This is a genomic window from uncultured Algibacter sp. (assembly GCF_947487575.1).
GTDB lineage: Bacteria > Bacteroidota > Bacteroidia > Flavobacteriales > Flavobacteriaceae > Algibacter_B.
Genome location: NZ_CANKXG010000004.1, coordinates 259908 through 283074, shown reverse-complemented (window position 1 = coordinate 283074; position 23167 = coordinate 259908). Strand labels below are relative to the sequence as shown.

Genomic DNA, 23167 nt, shown 5'->3' with positions numbered 1-23167 from the left:
TACATTAAACCGCTGAATATAAGCGATTTTAAACAAATTCAATATATCCAACATAACTATAAATTCAATAGCTGTGCCAATAATTAAATGTTGTTCATCTAAATTTACTAATTAAATCTAGTTATGTAAGAATATAAGACTACATTTGCGCCTTTGTAACTCAAAAATTATATAAAATGAAATTTAACAAATTCCTACTTTTTATCCTATGTGCTACTTTTTTTGCTTGTAGTACTGAATCTTCAAATGATAAAGATGATGATGAGGAAACTACTGATAATACATTATTAAAGAAAATAGTTTATAATAAAGGAACTATTGATGAATATTCTGAAACATTTAGTTATGATGGCAATAAATTAGTTAGCGTAGATTATGGAGGTGGTTCCTTTACAGATTACTTATATGAAAATGGTAATTTAGTGAGAGTAAATTCAACTATTGATGGAGTAGTTGATGCCTACACAATAATTACATACAATGAAGATGATAAAATAGGTAGCTATATCCTGCATATAATTGATAATAATACTTTTAGATATGAGTTTACTCATAATTCAAATAATACTATCAAATTAGATGCCTATATTGGTGATTTAAATTCTCAAACTACTTTAAGCAGAACAAATCTTATTTCCTATGATGGAAAGAATATAATAAGTCAAGTTAATGATGATGATGATGATTATGAATTAATATTTGAGTATGATAATAAAAATGGTGTTTTTAAAAATGTTGAACAAATGGAGGTCATAAATCTGGTATCAATTGATTTTGGCGGCTTAGAAGGCTTTACAGAAAACATAAAAGAAAGAACAGATAATGATTTTGTCGATATTTATAAAGAAACATATGACTACACGTATAATGAAAATGGATATCCAATTACTGCCATTTATAAAGATTTCTACGATGGAGAGCTTGAGGAAGAAACTTTAATTGAATATATCTATGAATAATATAAGTATTTCTAAAATAAAAAGGCTAACTCAATAATTGAATTAGCCTTTTTATTTTAGAAATACTTATATCTTCCCTAGCTTCTTCAACCCAAACAAAATAATAATTGGAATTGCTAATAAAACAATCATGAGCAAATTGGTTTCAAATAACCAAGGTGATAATAATAAGGTTATCAAATAACCACCAACAGCCCCTCCAAAATGCGCATCATGACCAATGTTACCTATTCTATTTTTCATGCCATAAATTGAATATAATAAATAGCCAATACCGAAGATGTATGCAGGAATTGGTATAGGGATAAAAAACATATATAAGTTCATTCCTGGTTGTAATAATATGGCTGAATAAATAACGCCACTTACCGCTCCACTTGCTCCTACTGCGCTATAATGATATTCATTTTTATGGAAATAAAGCGATAATAAATTACCTACTAAAAGACTTCCAAAATAAACTAATAAAAACTGAATTGGACTTAAAAGAGCTATAACAACATCTGCAAAAAAGTATAGCGAAAACATGTTAAATAATAAGTGTTGCGTGTCTGCATGCAAAAAACCAGAACTAAGCAACCTTACTTGTTCCCCGCGTTTAACACCACCTACATTGAATTTATACTTATCAAAAAAACCATAATCACTAAAACCTTTATAAGAGATAATCACATTCGCTGCAATAATTATAATGGTTACTAAATCTAAATTACCCATAAGGTTAGAACGTTTAAAATCAAATTAATTTATATTTGCGCTACAAATCTAAAACTAATTCATGCAATTTCTAGTTTATATTCTGGTTTATCCACTTTTATGGATAATATCTATATTACCTTTTAGAATATTGTATTTATTATCTGATGGCTTTTATGGGTTACTTTATTACATTATTGGTTATAGAAAACATGTTGTTCTGGATAACTTAAAGCTTGCACTTCCAGATAAATCAGAAAAAGAAATATTAGCCATTAGAAAACGTTTTTATCATCATTTATGTGATATGATGGTTGAGGCTATAAAATCTATTACTATTTCTCAAACCGAAATGCAAAAGCGCTATGTTTTTACTAATGTTGAGGAGATTCATAAGCTTGAAAAAGAGCATAGAAGTATTGTTTTGTTTATGGGACACTACGCCAGTTGGGAATGGATTTTTATTCTACAAACACACATAAAACATAAAGGTTACGCTGTTTACAAGAGGCTTAGTAACAAGTATTTTGATGCCCTTGTAAAACGCATTCGTGCTAAGTATAATAGTTATTTAATTACTACAAGAGAAACATTTCCAACACTTATAAATGCAAAAAGAAATAACGAATTAACCCTTAATGGTTTTGTTTTTGATCAGTCTCCAAAACTTAAAAAAGCTATTTATTGGCAAAATTTTATGGGTATCGAGGTTCCTGTTCATGTTGGTGCAGAGGTACTTGCTAAACGCTTAGATATGGTAACGCTTTTTTTAAAAGTTAAAAAGGTAAAACGAGGTTATTACGAAGCTACTTTTACTGATATTATTAGCAATAGTCAAGACTACACAGATTTTAAACTTACCGATTTATATTTAAAGCGTGTTGAAGAACAAATTTACGAAGCACCAGAATATTATTTCTGGACTCACAAACGTTGGAAACATGCTGGTAAAAAACCTAGTTAAATAAATAATTTGGGCGTTACCCACAAGGGGTCGGGCTATCCGTTACAAGTCCTCGCACTTCTCCGGATAGCTATCGGGATCAAGCTGTGGACTATCCACTAATATCACTTACGTGAGTAAATCTGTAAAGGCGTTTTATGGTTTGGTTAATCTAACTCAAGTTAGCTCAAAGTAATTGCTTTGGCGGGTAATTTAGCCCCGATTGAAGCGGCATCCTTTTTAAAACTTAAGAACAACATTTTTTGATTTGAAACTGTTAATTAACAGATTACCACGTCGCATACTCCTTGCAATGACGTAATTTTAAAAAGATATAGCGGAAAGCGGGAAATAGCTTCTAAAAAAATTAATTATAAAGCTTATTAATTAAATGGAAATCGGCTAAAACCAATGCAGCCATAGCTTCAACAATAGGCACCGCGCGCGGAACAACACAAGGGTCGTGACGTCCTTTACCTTGCATTTCTACAGTGTTTCCAGCCTTATCGATGGTTTCGTATTTCTGAATTAGTGTTGCTACAGGCTTAAAAGCCACATTAAAATAGATATCCATACCGTTACTTATTCCGCCTTGGATACCACCAGAATAGTTGGTTTTTGTTGAACCATCATTATTAAAGGCATCGTTATGGTCGCTGCCATACATGGTGCTTCCGTGAAAACCACTACCATACTCAAAACCTTTTACGGCGTTTATCGATAACATAGCTTTTCCTAATTCTGCATGCAATTTATCGAACACCGGTTCGCCTAAACCTACCGGTACATTTTTTATAACGCAACTTACAATACCACCAACTGTATCGCCTTTTCCGCGTACTTCTTTAATGTAAGTTTCCATTTTTGCTGCCATGTCTTGATCTGGACAACGCACAATATTTGACTCTACTTTTGTAAGATCTATTTCGTTATATGGTTTATCCAACCTTATATTTCCAACGCCAGAAACATAAGCTGTAATCTCAATGTCTTTTAGCATTTGTTTAGCTATGGCACCAGCAACAACACGACATGCGGTTTCTCTAGCAGAACTACGTCCGCCACCTCTGTAATCTCGTACACCATATTTTTTATCATAGGTATAATCTGCATGGCTTGGTCTGTAACTATTTTTTATATGCGAGTAATCGTGAGATTTTTGGTTAGTATTTTCAATAACAAAGCCTATAGAAGTTCCTGTGGTTATTCCTTCAAAAATCCCTGAATGAAACTTTACAGTATCAGGTTCTTTCCGTTGTGTTACAATAGCAGATTGCCCTGGTCTTCTTCGGTTTAATTCATTTTGAATTTCATTTAAATCTAATTTAATTCCAGAAGGGCATCCATCAATTACACCGCCTAAAGCAGGTCCGTGAGATTCTCCATAAGTGGTTAGGTTAAATAATTTTCCAAAGGAATTCCCTGCCATAATTTTGATTTTCGGCTAAAATAAAACTAATCCCATTAATAAGAAAATGAAATCGTATTTAGCTTAATAAATCTCATAACAATAAATTAACAATCCTCTGACGTACAATTAATTATATGGTAATGACTACATAATAATAAAGTGTGTTATTTATTTCGTACTAATACTACTCTAATTGAAAATAAAAAGGAAAATAGAAATTGTAGTAATATCAGACGTGCACCTAGGAACCTATGGCTGTCACGCAAAACATTTATTAACCTATTTAAACAGTATTGAGCCAAAAAAATTAATACTTAATGGAGACATTATTGATATTTGGCAATTTAGCAAAAGATACTTTCCAAAAGCTCATTTAAAAGTTATTAAAAAGATAATGACCATGGCATCAAACGGTGTAGAGGTTATTTATATTACCGGAAACCATGACGAAATGCTTAGAAAGTTTAGCGGTACAACCATTGGTAACATTTCTATTGTTGACAAAGCTGTTTTAAAATTAGACGGAAGAACAGCATGGTTTTTTCATGGTGATGTTTTTGATATTTCTATTCAAAATGCAAAATGGCTAGCTAAACTTGGCGGATATGGATACGACTTATTAACTCTTTTAAACCGAGGCGTTAACTGGTATTTAGAAAAACGAGGTAAAGAACGCTACTCACTTTCTAAGCGCATAAAGAATGGAGTAAAAGGTGCAGTAAAATATATAAATGACTTTGAAAAAGTGATTTCAGAACTAGCGATTGAAAACGATTACGATTATGTAATTTGTGGTCATATTCACCAACCCAAAATGGAATATTTTGAGAATAAATATGGCAAAACCATGTATTTAAACTCAGGTGATTGGATCGAGAATTTCACAGCACTTGAATATCAATTTAAACGTTGGAAAATCTATAGTTTTAATGAAGATAAATTAGCACCTTTTATAGTATTTGATGATGAAGATGACCACTTTGATGTTAAAAATTTGATTGCCGCTATTACTATAGTTGAGCAGGCCGAAAAATAAAATTAAATTAACGCCTCTCTTAAAATTGTTATAGGATGTTTAGCCTCTCGCTCTGTTCCGTCTTTAATTTGATGTCTACAACTTGTTCCATTTGCAGAAATAATTGTCTCTATTGAAGCTTTTCTAACTGCTGGAAATAAGGTTTGCTCACCAATTTGCATACTTACTTCGTATTTATCTTTTTCGTATCCAAAACTGCCTGCCATTCCGCAACATCCACTTGGAATAATAGCCACGGTATAGTTAGTTGGCAAATTCAACACCACAAAACTTGATAATTGATTACTCATAGCCTTTTGATGACAGTGCCCGTGAAACTTTATGGTTTTAGCTTCTAACGTAAATTGCTTTGGCTCTATATTACCTAATTGTATTTCTTGCTGTAAAAACTCTTCTATTAAAAAGGTGTTTTTTGATATCGCTTCAGCTGAATTTGTATCTGCTGACAATTTTAAGTATTCGTCTTTAAAGGATAAAATTGCTGAAGGTTCAATACCTATAAGCGGTGTTTCGTCTGAAACTTTGTCTTTAAAATATTCAACATTTTTATTAGCATGTTCTTTTGCTTCTTCCAGAAAACCTTTAGATAAATAGGAACGACTACTTTCTAGATGATGCACAGGAATTATCTTATAATTTAATGCTTCTAAAACTATCAAAGTGTCAATAGCAATTTCAGATTCTAGATAATTTATAAACTCATCTACAAATAAGTAAACTGTTTTTATTGGCTTAGGTGTATGATTTTTGCCATCTATCCAATTTGAAAAATTATTGAAGCCTGAAAAAGATTCTGATATTTTTGGTAAACTACGTTTTGGATGGATACCCAGAACTTTCTTGATAATATCACTAGAAAAATTATTTTGAAATAAGGCATTATAAAACTTCGGAATTCGTGAAGCTATTTTATTATATTTAGTTGATTTAGCAAAAAACTTATCTTTAAACTTAAAACCATTTGCTTTTTGATATTGGTATTGAAATTCTGTTTTTAGGCTTGCAACATCAACACTACTTGGACATTCACTTGCACAGGCTTTGCAGCTTAAGCATAAATTAAAAACATCTTTTAACTCTTTATAATTAAATTTATTTGCTTTTTCAGAGTTAGTTAAAAACTCTCTTAAAGCATTGGCTCTTGCTCGTGTTGTATCTTTTTCATTTCTAGTTGCTCTGTAACTCGGACACATCGTTCCTCCAAATTCGGGTAGTTTTCTACAATCCCCAGAACCATTACATTTTTCAGCTTCTCGAAGAATTCCTTGAGATTTTGAAAAATCTAGTAGGGTTTTTATTTCTGGCTCTTTTCTATTTGATTCATATCTAAGCGATTTATCCATTGGTAACCCATCAACTATTTTACCTGGATTGAAAATATTATCGCTATCAAAAGCTGTTTTTATACGTTTTAAAATATCGTAATTGGTTTCTCCAATCATTGTGGAAATAAACTCAGAACGTACTATTCCATCACCATGCTCACCACTCATAGAACCTTTATGCTTCTTAACTAAATGAGCTACATCAGTAGTTATTTTTCTAAACAATTCGACATCTTCGACTTGTTTTAAATTCAAAATAGGTCGCAAATGGATTTCTCCAGCTCCAGCGTGGGCATAATAAATAGCGTCTTGCTTATAGTTTTTCATGAGTTGCGTAAACTCAGAAATATAATTTGCTAAATCAGGTAATGCCACAGCCGTATCTTCAATACAAGCAGCAGATTTTTTATCGCCAATAATATTTCCTAAAAGCCCTAAACCTGCACTTCTCAATGCAATGGCTTTGTTTACATCATTCCCAAAAAGTTTAGGGTTTGCGTAACTAAAACCAGAATTCTTAATAGTTTTTTCAAGGCTTATTGCTAATTCTTTTGCTTTTTCTATAGTACTGGCTTTAACTTCGCACATTAATATAGCTTTTGGGTCACCAAATATAAACTGTCTGTTTTCTTGCTGTTTTTTATTATGTTTTGTGCAATCTAATATGGTTTTATCCATCATCTCGCACATATACAAATTGTGTTGCATAACAGGTTGCACTGCTTTCATGCAATTTTCTATACTATCAAAATGAGCTGCTACCATAACAGATTCTTGTGGTGGTAACTTATCTAATTTTAAAGTGATTTGAGTTGTAAACGCTAAAGTGCCTTCGCTGCCTGAAAGCAGTTTACACATATTAAATGATTCATTAGACTCTGTAAAAATGTTAGTCTTAATTAATTCATCAATCGCATAACCTGTATTTCTTCTGTGTATTTCAGGTTTAGGAAATTGTTCTATAATTTCTTTTTGAATAGATTTTAATTCTAAAGACTCAAATATGGTTTTATAAATACGCCCTTCTAATGAATCTTCTTTTATTTTTTGTTGAAATGTTTCTGAATTGATTTTACCAAAAATAGCTTGACTGCCGTCACTCAAAACAACCTCCATTTCTAAAACCTTATCACGTGTTACTCCATATTGAATGGAAGTTGTTCCTGACGAGTTATTACCAACCATACCGCCTATCATACATCGGTTTGAAGTTGACGTATTTGGCCCGAAAAAAAGCCCAAAAGGTTTTAAGTAATTGTTTAAAACGTCACGAACTACACCTGGTTGTACAGTAACAGTTTGCTCTTTTTCGTTAAGCTTAATTATTTTTGTAAAATACTTAGAAACATCAACAATAATACCTTCACCAACGCATTGTCCGGCTAATGATGTTCCTGCGGTTCTTGGTATTAATGAGGTATTATAATTCTTTGCAAATTGGATTAACAACTTTATGTCAAGTTCGTTTTTTGGGTATGCAACAGCCAATGGTAGTTTTCTATATACCGAGGCATCTGTAGCATATAGAGATTTCATTAAATCATCATAAAACAACTCACCTTCTAACACCTCTCTTAACTCCTGTAAATTTGGACTTAACGTCATCTGCAACAAAATATATTTGTAAATCTAAAAAGAAGTTAAATATAAATACATTTTTGGCGTTATTCTTGCTAATCTATTATGAATATTAAAAAAAGGTCTTTTTAACGTATAAGGCCGTATATAATTTATAAAAACTAAAACTTTATTTTATGAAAAAATTATTTTTATTGTCACTGTCATTAATAGGCTTTGCGTTTACATTGAATGCACAAAGCATTTCAAAGAATGCTATAGGTTTGCGCTTAGGAGATAGTGATGGCTTAGGTGCAGAAGTATCTTATCAACATGCTTTGGGAGCAAATAATAGGTTTGAAGGCGATTTAGGTTGGAGAAATGGAAATAGTTATAGCGCTTTTAAACTTACTGGTCTTTACCAATGGGTATTTCCTCTTGATGGGTCTTTCAATTGGTATGTTGGTGCTGGTGGTGGTTTAGCTTCTTTTAGCGGTAAAAAATCCTTAGACGGAGCAAGTGAAACTGCCCTATTTGCGGCTGGTGATATTGGCATTGAATACAATTTTGATATTCCCTTACTATTATCTTTAGATTTTAGACCAGAATTAGGTTTTGGAGATTTTAGTAATGATTTAGATTTTGATATTGCTTTAAGTATTCGTTATCAGTTCTAAAAAACAAAACTAAATTTAGATAAAAGCACCTTTAGAGGTAGTCATGGTCGGAAGAAATTTCGACCATTTTTTTTAAGTCTCAAAATGGTTTAAGTTTCCTTTGCAGTCTACAACAATCATAGCAATAGCTAAATTTCTGAGTTCCATTTTAAATCTTCTCTTGGCTGTTTTATAACCTATTTTATTAGCTTTTTTATAGATTAATATTAACATTGCTACAATTAAAGTCATGTATAGTAAAACTTCTATTCCATTTTTATTCAATGAGACTAGATGGCTTACATTGAGTTCTTGTTTTATAAAACGAAAGAATACTTCAATATTCCATCGCCTTCTATAAGCTTGGGCTACTTGTTTTGCAGATAAATCAAAATCATTGGTAATAAACCAAAAGTATTTTGGTTGCTCTGTTTTAGTTTTTGCTACGATTAAACGAAAAGGAGTTTCTACTAATTCTTCTCTGTAATGTATATTTCCTTTTTTGTTATGTATCGCTTTTCCAGTATAAAGATTTACTTTACTGTCTTTAATAAGGGTTAATTCTCCTAAATCTAGGTCTTGATTTTTATTAAGTAATGACTGAAATTCTACATGTTTTCGGTTTTCTTTTGCTCTAACAATAAAAGTAACAGCATCATTAGTAAATGAGTTCATTGTTCTTGTAGGTTGAAATCCTCTATCAATGACATAGATATTTTGATGATTTACGTCTTGCTTTACATGATTCATTATAGCCTCGGGTAAAGCCATATCTTCACTAGAATACTTCGACTTAGTAAATACTTCAGAATGACAAGGCAACAAACCATCAAAAGCCATGCTGCATTTAACAGATTTCTTTCCGTTTTTATGGTCAATACCTTTTAATAATTTGGAAGAAGCCTATAATTGACTTACTGAAATTCTGTGGTCTTTAAATACTGACATAATATATTGGCTATAAGGTATTAATATGCGAAAATTACACTAAAAAAACAAGGTAAACAACTATTAATCAATAAGTTAATTAACTGGTATCTGTGTTTTATAAAACAAAAAAACCGGAAGAATAAATCTTCCAACCATGACTACCTTTAGGGGTGTTTTTTTATTTCTGAAGTTCTTATTAATTTTAGTGATGACATTTTTAAAAGTCTTTTATGTATTATTATAAACTTAAAATTAGTAATATGAAAACTATTAAAACTTTAGCATTATTTTTATTTGTATTAACTTTTTCTTGTTCTGAAAGCAACGATTCGGAAGATGTAAAGCAACAAGAACAAGGTAGTATTTCCATAGCATTTACAGATTTTGGAGGCTTTGTAATGGAAAACATAGTAGCTACAATTTCTAATAATTATGAAGCTACTAATAATATATCCATTAATGTTAAAGCAGATGCGGAAGGTGCTAGCGGAAAACTAACACTAACAATTGTAGATAATAGTGATATTGAAGCTTTTAAAACTGGAGAGGAATATGCTTTTAGCGATAATACCGCTCCTATTTATGTTACTGCAAGCTTTGTTAACATTAACAGAGATTTTACAGGTTCAACTGGTAAATTAAGGATTACTAAATTCGAGGAAAATGTAAATGGTAATTCAAAATTAATAAAAATTAGTGGTACTTTTAATGTAACTGGAACGGGATTCACTACTATGCTTTCAACTATTAATGATCTCATATTAACTTGTAACAGTTGTGGGAGTTAATTTTAGAAACTAAATAAGTTTGATTTCATTTTAAAAACACAACTTAAGCAAGGTGCTTTTAAAATGGAATCTTCTATTACAATACCAAGCATTTTGCTAGAGTATCTTCATAAATAGCTTCATATTTAGGAACAATAGCGTGCAAATCGAACTTTAAAGCCTCTTTACGCGCATTATCCTTAAAGTTTTTTAGGCGCTCATCATTACTTAAAATATATAGTGCATTTTTAGACATTTCCTCAACATTACCAACGTTACTTAAAAACCCTGAAATACTTTGAATATTAACTTCAGGTAAACCACCTGTATTAGTTGAAATAACAGGAACTCCTGATGCCATAGCTTCAAGCGCCGCTAAACCAAAACTTTCAGTTTGCGATGGAAGTAAAAATAAATCGCTAAAACATAAAATCTTATCAATTTCATTACTTCTTCCAAAGAAAACCACTTTATCTAAAATACCTAATTCTTGACAACGTAATTCTACTTTTTCTTTTTCAGGACCTTCACCAATAAACATTAATTTTGCTGGCATTTCCTTTTGGATGCTATAAAAGATGCTAATTACATCTTGAACACGCTTTACAGGTCTTAAGTTACTAATGTGTGTGATTATTTTCTCATCATCATTAGCCATCATTCCGCGTTGACAATCTGTAAACCCGTGATTATACTTTTCTAAATCTATAAAGTTAGGTACTACATTTATATCTTTTTTAATATCAAATAAACGCAAAGTATCATCTTTTAAACTTTGAGATACTGTTGTTACAGCATCCGATTTATTAATGCTAAACGTTACAGCGGGTTTGTAAAACGGATGACTTCCAACAAGTGTAATATCTGTACCGTGTAAAGTCGTTACTATAGGAAGATGTATACCTTCTTCTTTTAACATTTTTTTTGCCATATATGCCGCATAAGCATGCGGAATAGCATAATGTACATGTAATATTTCTATATCATGAAGTTTAACCATATCTACCAATTTACTTGATAAAGCTAATTCATAGGGCTGATAATGAAACAATGGATATTCTGGTACGTTTACTTCGTGATAGTGTACATTGTTACTTATTAACTCTAACCTTACAGGTTGATTATAAGTGATGAAGTGTATTTCATGACCACGTTTAGAGAGTTCTAAACCTAGTTCGGTTGCTACTACTCCACTACCTCCAAATGTTGGATAACAAACAATACCTATTTTCATTTATTAAGTTTTAAGTACTTCTTTAATCTTCTATTGCTTCGTAAATTAAGCGTTGTATTTCCGTTCTAATATTTTTTCTGAGTAATAAATTTTTCCCAGCATGCGGATACGTTCTATTTGCTAAAAAAACGTATACAATCTCTTCTTCTGGGTCTGCCCAAGTATATGTTCCAGTAAACCCAGAATGACCAAAACTTGTCATGGATATACAGCCACATGTTGGTCCAGAATCTCCAAGTTGTGGTTTATCAAAGCCAATACCTCTTCTATTATTATCATCACAATAATAGCATGTGTTAAACTTATCAATTGTTTCAGGTTTCAAATAACGCTTGCCTCCATAATAACCTTTTTGCAAGTACATTTGCATAATTTTTGCAACATCATTTGCATTACTAAATACACCTGCATGACCACCTACGCCGTTTTGCATAGCTGCTCCCATATCATGCACGTAACCATGAACTTTTCCATATCTATAATAATCATCAATCTCTGTTGGTACAATTTTTTTATTACTGATTTTATAGTACGGATTATACAAAGTGTAATTGGCGCCTAGAGATTCATAAAAATGTGATTGAACTAACTCATCAAGTGTTCTGTCGTAATGTTGCTCAATAAATTTCTTTAAAATGTAATATGGGAAATCGCTATAACGGTATCTTTGGCGTTCTAGCAGTTCTGAATTTTTTATAATTTCGGGCAAAGAGTCCTGATAATCAGTTCTTAAAAACAAGTTTTTTGTGACTTCAATATTAAATTTATCGCTACGTTCTTTTCTATAATATTTTCTACTAGGGCGTTTGGTTACAGTATCTAAAGTGCGATAATAAAAAGGTTCCCATGGTCTTAAACGTGCATAATGAGATAACATGCTTTTTAAAGTAATATGAGATTTATTAGAGTCTTTATATTCGGGTAAAATTGAAGGTAATTTAGTGTTTAATGAAAGTATACCTTGCTCTTCAAGTTCCATCAATAAGGGTAATGTTGATAATATTTTAGTAAGAGATGCTACATCATAAATATCATCAAAAGACACTTTTTTCTTTCCACTATAGGTGTGTTTTCCAAAATTCTTGTTATAAATCACTTTTCCTTTTCTAGCTACTAGTAATTGAATTCCGGGTGTCATCATAGAATCAACAGCCATTTGAGCAACAGAATCTATACGTTTTAATTTATCCGAATTCATTCCCACGCGTTCGGGTATAGAATATGCTAAACGTTTAAGTTCATTATTATGTATACCATCACCTTCTTTAAAATAATTTCCAATAGAAACAGGTAAATTCCCTTTAGAAGGTATAGCTCCAAAAATAAGCTGTGCCGATTTTCTTTGTGCAATTTCGCTATTTTGATAGCTAACAACGATGCTCTCAATGTTTTCTAATGTTTTTAATTTTGAGAGCGCATAAGGCTTTACAAAAGCATCCAAAATAACGGTGTGGTTTTGCGCTATTTCATGTAGCCACACTAAGTCTTTATTAGTGAATTGATAAGCTTTCCATGGATTTTCGTTAGAACGATGAAAACCAATAACAACTGTGTTGTATGGCTTTAGGCTACCCATTAAAGAATATAAATTGTCTGATTTAATAGCGTGAACTTTGGCATACTTTTTTAACTCATCGAAAAAGGCTGAACCAGAATCATCACCAAGTTCTACATATGCAATACTTTTAGTTTCTAACCGCCTAAGTGGTAATAAATCATTTTCATTTTTAACGACGGTAATCGCATTTTCTAATAGTTCTTCATATAAAATATCATCTTTTAGTCGGTTTAAGTCCTTTAATATATTATACAACCCTATAGGCTCATAATGATGCAATCCTACTTTGTATTTTGCTTGAAGAATTTTTTTAACTGAATGCTCTAAACGGGCTTCAGTTATTTCCCCTTTGTTATATGCTTCAATGATTTTAGATATACCAAGCCCAACATCCTCAGACATTAACATAACATCATTACCTGCTTTAAACGCAGCTAAATCTATATCACCGCTTGTTATAAATTTTTTGGTTGTAGTGCCTTCTAATGTGGGTTCCATATAATCTGCAGCCCCTTTCATCGTTAACGCATCTGTAAAAATGAGTCCTTTAAACCCTAATTTTTCTTTTAAAATATCGGTAACAATGTGTTTTGATAATGAAGAAGGGTAGCCTTCACGAGATTCTAAACTTGGTACATTTAAATGGGCGACCATAACACTTGAAAGCCCTTCTTTGATTAATTTTTTATATGGATATAATTCTATAGAATCAATACGTTTCTCATTAAAACTTATAGTTGGTAATGTTTTATGAGAATCTTGATTGGTATCGCCATGACCAGGAAAATGCTTTGCATTAGCTAATACTCCAGCACTTTGCATGCCTTTCATGAATGCCGATGCCTTTTCTGTTACATTATCTCTGTCTTCACCAAAAGACCTGTTTCCAATAATTGGATTTAACGGATTTGTATTAATATCGACAACTGGTGCGAAATTGAAATGAACCCCTAATCGTTTGCAATGTTCTCCTATTTGTCTGCCTGTTTTCTCTACTAATTTATTATTACTAATGGCACCAAGGGTCATATTCCAAGGAAATGCATAAGTAGAATCTAAACGCATACTTAAACCCCATTCTGCATCCATACCAATAAGCATTGGGATTTTAGAAAACGATTGTAACTCATTATTGAGTCTTGCTTGTTTGTTAGGGTTGCCGTTTGAATATATAATTCCACCAATGTGGTGCTCTTTTATAGTACTGATTACCTTGTTTCTTGTGGCTTGATCTTGATTAGACATGACTTGAATCATGTATAACTGCCCCACTTTTTCAGCAAGACTCATTGAGTTGTATAAACTATCTACCCATTTTTTTTGAGCAATTGAATCTGTAGTTAGTAGAGGATTATTATTATTATTAGTTTGAGCAGCTGTTTGTAATACTAAAAAAAGGACTATAACAGTAATAAAGATTTGACGCATAAAAGATTTGTTAAGGGGAATTACTAGTAATTAATAGATATACTAATAATTATGCCAAAATAATACTTTTAAAAAGAAGATAAAAAGACTTTAAGATAGATTTATAAAGAAGTAATTAACCAAAAAATTATTTTATAAAACGGCCGTGCCAGCTTTCGCTTGCCGGAACTTCCCAATTTTCATTAAACTCAGCAATATTATTTACTAAATTATTAAAGACAATAGTGTTCTTGGATACTGCTTTATCCTTGGCCATTTTCCTGAAATCGGAAAGTGATTTATAGGCTACAAAGTCTCCTTGTTTATAAGAAACATTCATTTTGTCCATTAAGTCAACATTATAATCTTTTTCTAATTGTTGAATAAAATGAACAGATGCATCGATAGAACAGCCTGTAGCTTTGTTTAAGCTTTGATTTAAAGATAAAACAATAAAACGCTTATATTTAACAATATAACCTGCTTGTAAGTCGCTACCGTGAGCTGTCCAATTTTCAATAAAAATGTCTAGTTTTGATTGAATTTCCTGAAGTTCATCTTCTGAAAATGAACGATTAGCTTGGTATATCCAAACACGTGATTCTTCTGGTAATGTATTAAAATCTACTAGCATTAAATTGATTTAGGGTTTTACTATTATAAATTCTGGGAACTTGCAATGAGTTCTGCAATGTCCATGACTTTAATTTGATTTTCTTTTTCTTTAACTTTTACACCGTCCGTCATCATAGTCATACAATAAGGACAAGCTGTTGCAATAATTTCTGGATTTGTTTTTAAAGCATCTTCTGTGCGAAGTTCATTAATGTCTTTATCTCCCTTTTCGGGTTCTTTAAACATTTGCGCTCCACCAGCACCACAGCATAGAGCAAATGCTTTACTTCGCTTCATTTCAACTAAATTAGCATTTAGATTATTTAAAACGTCGCGTGGTGCATCATATTCTGAGTTCGCCCGTCCTAAATAACAAGGGTCATGAAAGGTTATTTGTTTGCCTTTATAATCGCTTTCTTTAATGTCTAATCTATTGGAGTTTATTAATTCTTTTAAAAACTGCGTATGGTGCATAACTTCATAATTACCACCTAAACTTGGGTATTCGTTTTTTAAACAATTGTACGAATGCGGATCGCATGTTACAATCTTTTTTATTTCATAAGCATTTAAAATTTCAATATTTGTAACTGCTTGCATTTGAAATAAAAACTCGTTACCGGCACGTTTTGCTACATCGCCAGTGCAACTTTCTTCTGTTCCTAATACGGCAAATTCGACATTGGCTTTGTTTAAAATTTTAACAAAAGCTCTTGTTATTTTTTTTGCTCTATCATCAAAACTACCTGCAGACCCAACCCAAAATAGCACTTCAGGTTGTTTTCCTTGAGCCATAAATTCTGCCATGGTTGGTACTTTTAGTAATTCGCTCATTTCTTTAAATTTAATGCCTATAAAGTTTTTAAAACTTTGCAGGAATATCGTTATATGTTACGTTTTGCGTTAGGGATTGAGGCATTTGTTGAAGCTCTTTTTTGTTTTTCTCAAAAAAAGCGACTGCCGAAAGCCCGACCCTTTTTGGGTAACGCTCTAATTATTTGTTTTTTCTTCTTCTCTTTTCTTTCTCTCTATCATTAAATCTTGATTGTAACTTTTTGCGCTTTCTAATAAGCTGGCTGGGACAATGTTATAGAATAAAGGGGAGTCTGCATCATAATTAACCATTACCCACTTATTATTTGTGGTGTTATCTTTTAGAACAATTGTGACTCTATCTTTCATGAAAATATCCATAGAGTTATTTGATATAAAACTAACTTCCATACCCTTAGCAAGCATTACATTTTTCATCATATTTTTACTTTCATCATCAAACTCTTGTTTATGGAATGTCATTTTCATGGCCATGTCATAAGAGACAAACACATACTTTAAGCTGTCTTTTTCGTTTATAAAGACTTTAGATAGTTTATATTTTGGAATGGTTTTAGGAACATCAATAGAAAACTCTTCGTTACCCTCAAACATGCTTTTAAAAACATCTTTCATTGATTCTTTAGGGATAATTTCAAATACTTTTGGGTGTGTCATTTCTATAATAGCATCGTAATCCCTATTGTTCATGTCCGTAAACATTTTTAGGGCTATTTTGTCTATTTGCTTAAGCGTTTCTTCGTTGCTTTGAGAAAATGCTGTTGCACACAAAAGCATCATAAAACTAAATAAAACACTTTTAAAAGTTATTGTTTTAATATTCATATTCTATTCGTTTTTCCAGTTTAGCCTGTCCATTTGATTGTACGGCCAAGGGGCTCCGTTGTTTTCTATATTGGTCATCATATTATTTAACTCAACTGGTGCTGCTGATTGTTCCATTACTAAATAACGACGCATTTCTAAAATAATAGAAAGTGGATCTATACTTACTGGGCATTCTTCTACACAAGCATTACATGTTGTGCATGCCCAAAGCTCTTCATGAGTAATATAATCGCCTAATAATTGTTTACCATCATCTTTAAACTCGCCTTTGTTAGTGTCAATATTTTTACCTACTTCCTCTAAGCGGTCGCGGGTATCCATCATTATTTTTCTTGGAGATAGTTTTTTTCCAGTTAAATTTGCTGGACATGCCGATGTACATCTACCACACTCTGTACAGGTGTATGCGCTTAATAATTGTACCCAATTTAAATCCTGAACATCGCTGGCACCAAACTTAGCTGGGGTTTCTTCTTCTTCTCCTTCTACGGGATTAGCAAATGGATCTGCAGTAGGATCCATCATCATTTTCACTTCTTTTGTAACTGCTTCAAGATTGTTAAATTGACCTTTAGGTTTTAAATTGCCATAATAGGTATTTGGAAATGCTAATAGAATATGTAAATGCTTAGAATAGTATAAATAGTTTAAAAATATAAGTATACCAACAATATGAATCCACCATGCGCCTCTTTCAATAAAGTGCAATGTGCCTTCTGATAGGCCTAAAAACCAAGGTGCTATATACTGACTAATTACATTGCCTGAATTTAAAGATTGAAAATGTAAGTCGGTAGCATTCATTATTAAAAATAGTGACATTAATACCATTTCAAAATACAGAATGAAGTTACCATCATTTTTTGGCCAACTTGTCATTTCACTGTTCCAGAAACGTGCTAGTTTTAATATATTTCGACGAATCCAGAATATGGTTACTGCAACAAATACAAAACATGCCAGAACCTCGAATGTTCCTATTAAAAATCCATATACAGATTTTGGCAACACACTTAAACCAATTCTATGTGTTCCAAATAAACCGTCAATTATGATTTCTAAAACTTCAATATTTATAATTATGAATCCTACATAAACAACAACATGCAAAAAACCTGAAATTGGACGACGTACCATTTTACTTTGCCCTAAGGCTATCATTGCCATGTTTTCCCAGCGCTGCGATTTGTTATCACTAACAACTGTGTCTTGACCAAGTTTAATATTCCGGATAAGCTTTTTAATGTTTTTAACGAAAAAGCCAATACCCAAAATAAGTATTATAGCAAACAAGATATTAGGTATATAATCCATAAATATTAATTGTCTTCTGGTTCTTTATAAGGAATTTCTTTTTTTGATAAAATACGTCTGTAACGCGCTGGGTGTAATTTAATATCTAGTATTAAAGCTTCCATTTCTTTTGATGCGCCTTCTAAATTATTATAAAGTGCATCATCCTTAAGAAGTTTGCCCATTGTTCCTTCTCCATTTTCTAAATCAACTAAAATTTTATTAAAATTATCTAGTGTAGATTCTAAATTTTTTACTGTTTGACCTAAATCAGATTCAGCTAACGACCCGGTAATTTTAGTTAAATCGGTAGAAGCCTTTTCAGCATTTGAAAAAACAACGTCAATTTTAACTTTATTAGTTTTCATTAATTGATCTAGAGAATTTGAAGTTTTTTTAAATGACTCTATTGTTGAACTTAATCCAGCAATACTAGTTTTAAGATTTGCCTTAGTTTTATCATCAAAAACATCGTTTAAATTTGTAAGTAGAACGTTTGCACTTGTTAATACAATTTCGATTTTTTCTTGTAGTGGTGTTAAACTTTGTGCTAATAAGGATGTTAAGCCTGCTTTAACTGTACCTTGAAGCACATCATTACTTTTGGCTTTTTCTGCGCCATCAAACGCAGGAATAATTGCTATAGCCTTCCCTCCTATTAAACCCGTGTCATATAACTCGGCTTTACTGTTTTTTGAAAATTCAAAATCACTTTCTACTCGAAGTTTAATTTGAAGTTTTCCTGAACCATCTCCTTTAAAACCAACATCAATAACTCTACCTACAGATAAGCCATTTATAGTTACTGGAGTAGATGGTACTAAACCTTCAACATTATTATAACTTGTATAAAACGTACGTGAAGAATCTAAAAGATTTTGCCCTTTAAGATAATTAAACCCAAAAATAAAAAGGATTATACCTATTATTACGAGTATGCCTGTTTTAACTTCTTTTGTTATTTTCAAATTGATTTTCTTTAGAAAAACAAATTTAATATAAATTTTAAGAAGTACACCTCTTAATTAGTTGTGGATTTTAGAGTATCAATTAACGTAATCTTTTTCCACCTTTAAACGCCACTATAAAACTTGAATTATAACCTTTATTTCGGGCTTCATTTTCTAAAATTTTTGTTTCCTCATAATCCGTACTACTTCCATAAAAATATTTATACAAACTCCCTTCTTTTACTCTTGAAATAGTTGTTAAACCTTTAAAATTATAAGGTTTTGTTTCTAGTGCTTTTGAGCTAGCGGCGATTTGAACTTTGTAAACAATGTCATTATTGTGTGTGTTTTTAGTTTCAGTGTTATTCGGTTTTTCATCATTAAAAACAGTTTTGTTTTTTACTCCTAAGAATTCCATGTAATCATCCAAGGCGTTAAAAAGAGCGTTGGTCATTATTCTTTTTCCTTTTTTCGAATTTAAAAAGTCTTCTTCTTTTTTATGAGTAAGAAACCCTAATTCAACTAACACGCTTGGCATATAAGTATATGCTAAAACATAAAATACATTCTGTTTTACACCTCTACTTTTTCGCTTTGCGTTTACTTTAAATTCTTTTTCAATTAATGTAGCCAATCTTATGCTCTGATCAAGATAATCTTCTTGAGCCAGTGTAAGCCCCAATAAAGATTCAGGAGAACTTGGGTCAAAACTTTTATAGGTTTCTTTATAATCTTCTTCAAGAAAAATAACTGAATTCTCTCTTTTAGCTACTTCAAGATTTTGTTTGTTCTTTGTAGGCCCCAATACATATGTTTCAGACCCATAAGCTGTTCCTTTCCCACCTGGCTGTGCGTTACAATGTATTGAAATAAATAAATCAACATCTTTATTGTTAGCAACTTTAGCTCTGCCATTTAAAGTAGGAAACATGTCATTCTTCCTAGTGTAAACAACATCTACATAGCTTATGTTTTCTTCTAACATTTTACCTAATGCTAAAGACACATCTAAAGCTATATCTTTTTCTGTTGTTTTATATCTCCCTGTTCCAGGTGTCCCTGAGTCTCGCCCACCATGGCCAGGATCTATCATAATAACAAATTTGTTATTACTTGATTGCGCATGAACATTATATCTTGAAGATAATGTTAATACTATTAAAAAAGATACGAAAAGTAATAAGTTGTTCGTTTTCATGTGGTAAATACTATTTTTTTCAATAGAATGTTTCATTTGGACTTAGTAGGGCATTATTATTGATACACTTGATAAACCAAACAATTAAGCAATTTTAACGACTAAAAAACACGGTTTATTTTAATTTTAAATTTTTAGTTGAATATTAAATCAATCACAGAAAAATATATGTAATTTTGACTTTTCAAAAACCGAGCCATACTTTTACAAAAATACATTTAAAAGCGTTGCATACAAACAACTTTAAAATACTTTTTGCATTAAGTTTTACAGTGTTTATCAACACGTTAAGCTTTTCTCAAGATATTCCAAATAAAGGAAAAACGATTAATAGAACGACTAAGGATAGTTTAGTAACAAGCATTGACAGTCTCTCGATTTTAAGCCCTTTAGAAAAGATTCAAGATACTATTGTAAAAGATTCTATAAAACCTAAAAAAGATCTTTTAGAAAACATTGTAAAATATCACGCTAAGGATTACACTAGATTTAGTCATAAAAAACAAAAGCTATACTTATATAATGAAGCCAATATTGATTATGGCGACATGAAAATTACTGCTGGTAATATAATAATTGATTATAATACGAATACAGTATATGCAAAAGGTATTACAGACACGATTGATGGGTATACACAAAAACCAGTGTTTTCACAAAGTAATAACGTTGTAGAACCTGACTCGATTGTTTTTAATACACAAACGCAAAAAGCACTTATTTACAATTCTAAAACAGAACAAGGTGAAGGTACTGTTATATCTGAAATTACTAAAAAAGAAAATGATTCTGTTTACTTTGTAAAAGATGCAAAATATACAACTTCGGAGAACCTTGATGACCCGGAATATTACATAAAATTAAGAAAAGCTAAAATTGTACCAGGTAAAAAAATTGTTACAGGGTTAGCAAATATCTTTATTTATGATGTTCCAACACCATTAGGTTTACCATTTGGCTTTTTTCCACAAAGTGAAACGCAAACCTCTGGTATTATTATACCAACTTTTGGGGAACAAAATAACCGAGGCTATTTTTTGCAAAACGGAGGATATTATTTTGCCATTAGTGACTACTTAGATCTAGCAGTTTTAGGAGACTATTATACTAATGGAAGTTACGGTATTCGTTTAGAGAATACTTATGCCAAAAAATATAGGTTTAGAGGCAATGTTGCCTTTAGATATGAAAACTTAATTACTAGCGAACGTGGTTTTCCAGACTATGCGACAAGCACCGTTTACAACCTACGTTGGTCTCATAGTCAAGATTCAAAAGCAAACCCAAGTTCTCGATTTTCAGCTTCTGTAAATCTTGGAAGTAGCACGTATTATAGGCAATCTGTAAATCAAGTAAACGCTGGTGCGTTTTTAAATAACACCTTGGCATCTTCTGTTTCGTATTCAAAAACATTTCAAGGCGAGCCTCAGGTTAATTTTAGTTTAACAGCTACACATTCGCAAAATACGAATACAGAAAGTATAAACATGACACTACCAACCTTTCAAGGAAGTGTTGGCAGAGTATACCCGTTTGCATCAAAAAATGGTACTAAAAAAGGCATTATTCAAAATGTAAATTTGCAGTATAACTTAAGAGCAGAAAACAGAATACAAACTACAGATTCTTTATTTTTTACAAAAAAAATGTTTGATGATGCTAAAACAGGCTTTCAACACACTATACCTTTAACAACAAATTTTAAGGTATTTAAATATTTTAGTGCCAGTGCAAGCACAAATTATAATGAAGTATGGGCATTAAAAACAATTAATAAAACATACGACACTGTAGAAAGGAAAGAGGTTACAGAAACAATTAATGGCTTTGACTCCTATAGAACTTATAATTTCAGTACCAGTTTGGGTACCACTATTTATGGGATGTTTAATTTTGAAAAAGAAGAAGGGAAAGACAGAAAAATTAAAGCAATACGTCATGTTATAAGGCCTTCCATTAGTTACAATATTAACCCTGCTTTTGATAAATATTATGATACTTACGAAGTCGTTAGTGCAGATGGTTTAACAACAAGTGATGTGGAATTTAGTAGATTCGAAGAAAGCATATTTGGCTCTCCAAATAAAACTTTTTCAAGTTCTATGGGTATTTCTGTTTCTAATAATTTCGAAGCCAAAGTAAGAGATAAAGACAGTACAGCTACAGAACCAAAGAAAGTTATTCTATTAAATAACCTAAATTTTTCCACATCATACAACTTCGCCGGAGATTCTTTGCAATGGAGTCCAGTTAGAATGAACGGTGGAACGCAGCTTTTTAAAAATAAAATGAGTATTAATTTTGGTGCCACTCTCGACCCTTATGCTCTTGACAATAATAATACTAGAATTAATAAATTCAATATAGATAATGGTGGGAGTCTTTTTAGGTTAACTAGTGCAAATCTTAATGCTAGTTGGTCTTTTTCTAGTAAAGATGGCAAAGGGAAAGACAAAAATGCTGAAATTGAAGAAAACAAGCGAAGTGGAGGTCGAGCAGATGATTTATTTGGTGTCTCCCAAGATTTTTCAAATCAACAAATAGAGGACAAAAAAGGTAATACTGATGATGAAGAATCTGGAGAGTTATATAACTATAAAATTCCTTGGAGTTTTAGAGTTGCTTATGCCGTTAATTATGCAAATAGTAGGCGGCAAAATGAAATTTCTTCTCACTCACTTATGTTTTCTGGTGATATAGAACTCTCGCCCAAATGGTCTATTGGTGGATCATCTGGTTATGATTTAAAAAATGCCGGTTTTACTTACACCCAACTTCGTTTTGAACGCGATTTGTTAAGTTGGCGCATGAATTTTAGTTGGGTACCATTTAGTACCAGAACATCCTGGAATTTCTTTATTGGAATTAAATCTAGTATCTTAAGTGATCTTAAATACGAAAAACGTAGACAGCCAGATATTAGGTTATAGATTTACTAAATCCATAAACAAACAGTTTTCTTAATAGCAG

At 31.7% G+C, this 23167-nt stretch carries 18 protein-coding genes; 6 read left to right on the top strand and 12 right to left on the bottom strand.

Annotated features, from left to right (window positions below; genetic code table 11):
* Window positions 1-176: 176 nt before the first annotated feature.
* On the top strand, window positions 177-959 hold the full coding sequence (locus tag Q0870_RS06080; protein WP_298553404.1) for a hypothetical protein: 783 nt from the start codon (window positions 177-179) through the stop codon (window positions 957-959).
* 66 nt (window positions 960-1025) lie between these two features.
* Here Q0870_RS06080 and Q0870_RS06075 read toward each other — a convergent pair whose 3' ends face one another.
* Window positions 1026-1676: a rhomboid family intramembrane serine protease gene (locus Q0870_RS06075; RefSeq protein WP_298553402.1), complete on the bottom strand. Its 651-nt coding sequence runs from the start codon at window positions 1674-1676 to the stop codon at window positions 1026-1028.
* 61 nt (window positions 1677-1737) lie between these two features.
* Here Q0870_RS06075 and Q0870_RS06070 point away from each other — a divergent pair, with 61 nt between their 5' ends.
* Window positions 1738-2619 (top strand): lysophospholipid acyltransferase family protein, encoded by an 882-nt coding sequence (locus Q0870_RS06070; protein WP_298553400.1) that lies wholly within the window; start codon window positions 1738-1740, stop codon window positions 2617-2619.
* A 346-nt stretch (window positions 2620-2965) separates the two neighbouring features.
* Here Q0870_RS06070 and aroC read toward each other — a convergent pair whose 3' ends face one another.
* Window positions 2966-4027, bottom strand: coding sequence for a chorismate synthase (gene aroC, locus Q0870_RS06065; protein WP_298553398.1), 1062 nt, complete (start codon window positions 4025-4027; stop codon window positions 2966-2968).
* 175 nt (window positions 4028-4202) lie between these two features.
* Between aroC and Q0870_RS06060 the strand changes: the two genes are divergently transcribed.
* On the top strand, window positions 4203-5045 hold the full coding sequence (locus Q0870_RS06060) for a UDP-2,3-diacylglucosamine diphosphatase (protein WP_298553396.1): 843 nt from the start codon (window positions 4203-4205) through the stop codon (window positions 5043-5045).
* 2 nt (window positions 5046-5047) lie between these two features.
* On the opposite strand, the gene Q0870_RS06055 is transcribed toward Q0870_RS06060, so the two are convergent.
* On the bottom strand, window positions 5048-7975 hold the full coding sequence (locus Q0870_RS06055; RefSeq protein ID WP_298553395.1) for an FAD-binding and (Fe-S)-binding domain-containing protein: 2928 nt from the start codon (window positions 7973-7975) through the stop codon (window positions 5048-5050).
* Window positions 7976-8124: 149 nt separating this feature from the next.
* On the opposite strand from Q0870_RS06055, the gene Q0870_RS06050 reads away from it, so the two are divergent.
* On the top strand, window positions 8125-8604 hold the full coding sequence (locus Q0870_RS06050; protein ID WP_298553393.1) for a hypothetical protein: 480 nt from the start codon (window positions 8125-8127) through the stop codon (window positions 8602-8604).
* A 72-nt stretch (window positions 8605-8676) separates the two neighbouring features.
* Here Q0870_RS06050 and Q0870_RS06045 read toward each other — a convergent pair whose 3' ends face one another.
* Window positions 8677-9462, bottom strand: a complete 786-nt coding sequence (locus tag Q0870_RS06045) for a transposase (RefSeq protein WP_298553449.1) — start codon at window positions 9460-9462, stop codon at window positions 8677-8679.
* Window positions 9463-9773: 311 nt separating this feature from the next.
* Between Q0870_RS06045 and Q0870_RS06040 the strand changes: the two genes are divergently transcribed.
* Complete coding sequence (locus tag Q0870_RS06040) at window positions 9774-10301, top strand: hypothetical protein (protein ID WP_298553391.1); 528 nt, start codon at window positions 9774-9776, stop codon at window positions 10299-10301.
* 76 nt (window positions 10302-10377) lie between these two features.
* On the opposite strand, the gene bshA is transcribed toward Q0870_RS06040, so the two are convergent.
* The 8 genes from bshA to Q0870_RS06000 form a co-directional block, all read right to left on the bottom strand.
* A complete protein-coding gene (bshA, locus tag Q0870_RS06035) occupies window positions 10378-11514 on the bottom strand; it encodes an N-acetyl-alpha-D-glucosaminyl L-malate synthase BshA (protein WP_298553389.1) in 1137 nt (378 codons plus the stop codon).
* Window positions 11515-11536: 22 nt separating this feature from the next.
* The gene (locus tag Q0870_RS06030) at window positions 11537-14500 is read right to left on the bottom strand and encodes a glycoside hydrolase family 3 N-terminal domain-containing protein (RefSeq protein WP_298553387.1); all 2964 of its coding nucleotides are present in this window, start codon (window positions 14498-14500) and stop codon (window positions 11537-11539) included.
* Between the two features lie 127 nt (window positions 14501-14627).
* A complete protein-coding gene (locus tag Q0870_RS06025) occupies window positions 14628-15113 on the bottom strand; it encodes an ABC transporter ATPase (protein WP_298553385.1) in 486 nt (161 codons plus the stop codon).
* Window positions 15114-15136: 23 nt separating this feature from the next.
* A complete protein-coding gene (locus tag Q0870_RS06020; RefSeq protein WP_298553384.1) occupies window positions 15137-15928 on the bottom strand; it encodes a (Fe-S)-binding protein in 792 nt (263 codons plus the stop codon).
* A gap of 156 nt (window positions 15929-16084) precedes the next feature.
* Entirely contained in the window at window positions 16085-16753 is a 669-nt protein-coding gene (locus Q0870_RS06015) for a hypothetical protein (protein ID WP_298553382.1), read from the bottom strand.
* Window positions 16754-16756: 3 nt separating this feature from the next.
* Window positions 16757-18070, bottom strand: a complete 1314-nt coding sequence (locus Q0870_RS06010) for a (Fe-S)-binding protein (RefSeq protein ID WP_298553380.1) — start codon at window positions 18068-18070, stop codon at window positions 16757-16759.
* 5 nt (window positions 18071-18075) lie between these two features.
* Window positions 18076-19017 carry an MlaD family protein gene (locus Q0870_RS06005; RefSeq protein ID WP_298553378.1) on the bottom strand — a complete coding sequence of 314 codons (942 nt, stop codon included), beginning with the start codon at window positions 19015-19017 and terminating at the stop codon, window positions 18076-18078.
* 82 nt (window positions 19018-19099) lie between these two features.
* Window positions 19100-20233, bottom strand: coding sequence for an N-acetylmuramoyl-L-alanine amidase (locus Q0870_RS06000; RefSeq protein ID WP_298553376.1), 1134 nt, complete (start codon window positions 20231-20233; stop codon window positions 19100-19102).
* A 140-nt stretch (window positions 20234-20373) separates the two neighbouring features.
* Here Q0870_RS06000 and Q0870_RS05995 point away from each other — a divergent pair, with 140 nt between their 5' ends.
* Entirely contained in the window at window positions 20374-23127 is a 2754-nt protein-coding gene (locus Q0870_RS05995) for a putative LPS assembly protein LptD (protein WP_298553374.1), read from the top strand.
* Window positions 23128-23167 lie beyond the last annotated feature (40 nt).

What these genes read in the sequence shown, in the direction of transcription:
- Q0870_RS06025 (WP_298553385.1), bottom strand. Translation starts at nt 15,113, where the DNA reads ATGCTAGTAGATTTTAATACATTACCAGAAGAATCACGTGTTTGGATA.
- Q0870_RS06030 (WP_298553387.1), bottom strand. Translation starts at nt 14,500, where the DNA reads ATGCGTCAAATCTTTATTACTGTTATAGTCCTTTTTTTAGTATTACAA.
- Q0870_RS06055 (WP_298553395.1), bottom strand. Translation starts at nt 7,975, where the DNA reads ATGACGTTAAGTCCAAATTTACAGGAGTTAAGAGAGGTGTTAGAAGGT.
- Q0870_RS06040 (WP_298553391.1), top strand. Translation starts at nt 9,774, where the DNA reads ATGAAAACTATTAAAACTTTAGCATTATTTTTATTTGTATTAACTTTT.
- Q0870_RS06075 (WP_298553402.1), bottom strand. Translation starts at nt 1,676, where the DNA reads ATGGGTAATTTAGATTTAGTAACCATTATAATTATTGCAGCGAATGTG.
- Q0870_RS06050 (WP_298553393.1), top strand. Translation starts at nt 8,125, where the DNA reads ATGAAAAAATTATTTTTATTGTCACTGTCATTAATAGGCTTTGCGTTT.
- Q0870_RS06080 (WP_298553404.1), top strand. Translation starts at nt 177, where the DNA reads ATGAAATTTAACAAATTCCTACTTTTTATCCTATGTGCTACTTTTTTT.
- Q0870_RS06010 (WP_298553380.1), bottom strand. Translation starts at nt 18,070, where the DNA reads ATGGATTATATACCTAATATCTTGTTTGCTATAATACTTATTTTGGGT.
- Q0870_RS06020 (WP_298553384.1), bottom strand. Translation starts at nt 15,928, where the DNA reads ATGAGCGAATTACTAAAAGTACCAACCATGGCAGAATTTATGGCTCAA.
- Q0870_RS06000 (WP_298553376.1), bottom strand. Translation starts at nt 20,233, where the DNA reads ATGAAACATTCTATTGAAAAAAATAGTATTTACCACATGAAAACGAAC.
- bshA (WP_298553389.1), bottom strand. Translation starts at nt 11,514, where the DNA reads ATGAAAATAGGTATTGTTTGTTATCCAACATTTGGAGGTAGTGGAGTA.
- aroC (WP_298553398.1), bottom strand. Translation starts at nt 4,027, where the DNA reads ATGGCAGGGAATTCCTTTGGAAAATTATTTAACCTAACCACTTATGGA.
- Q0870_RS06070 (WP_298553400.1), top strand. Translation starts at nt 1,738, where the DNA reads ATGCAATTTCTAGTTTATATTCTGGTTTATCCACTTTTATGGATAATA.
- Q0870_RS06015 (WP_298553382.1), bottom strand. Translation starts at nt 16,753, where the DNA reads ATGAATATTAAAACAATAACTTTTAAAAGTGTTTTATTTAGTTTTATG.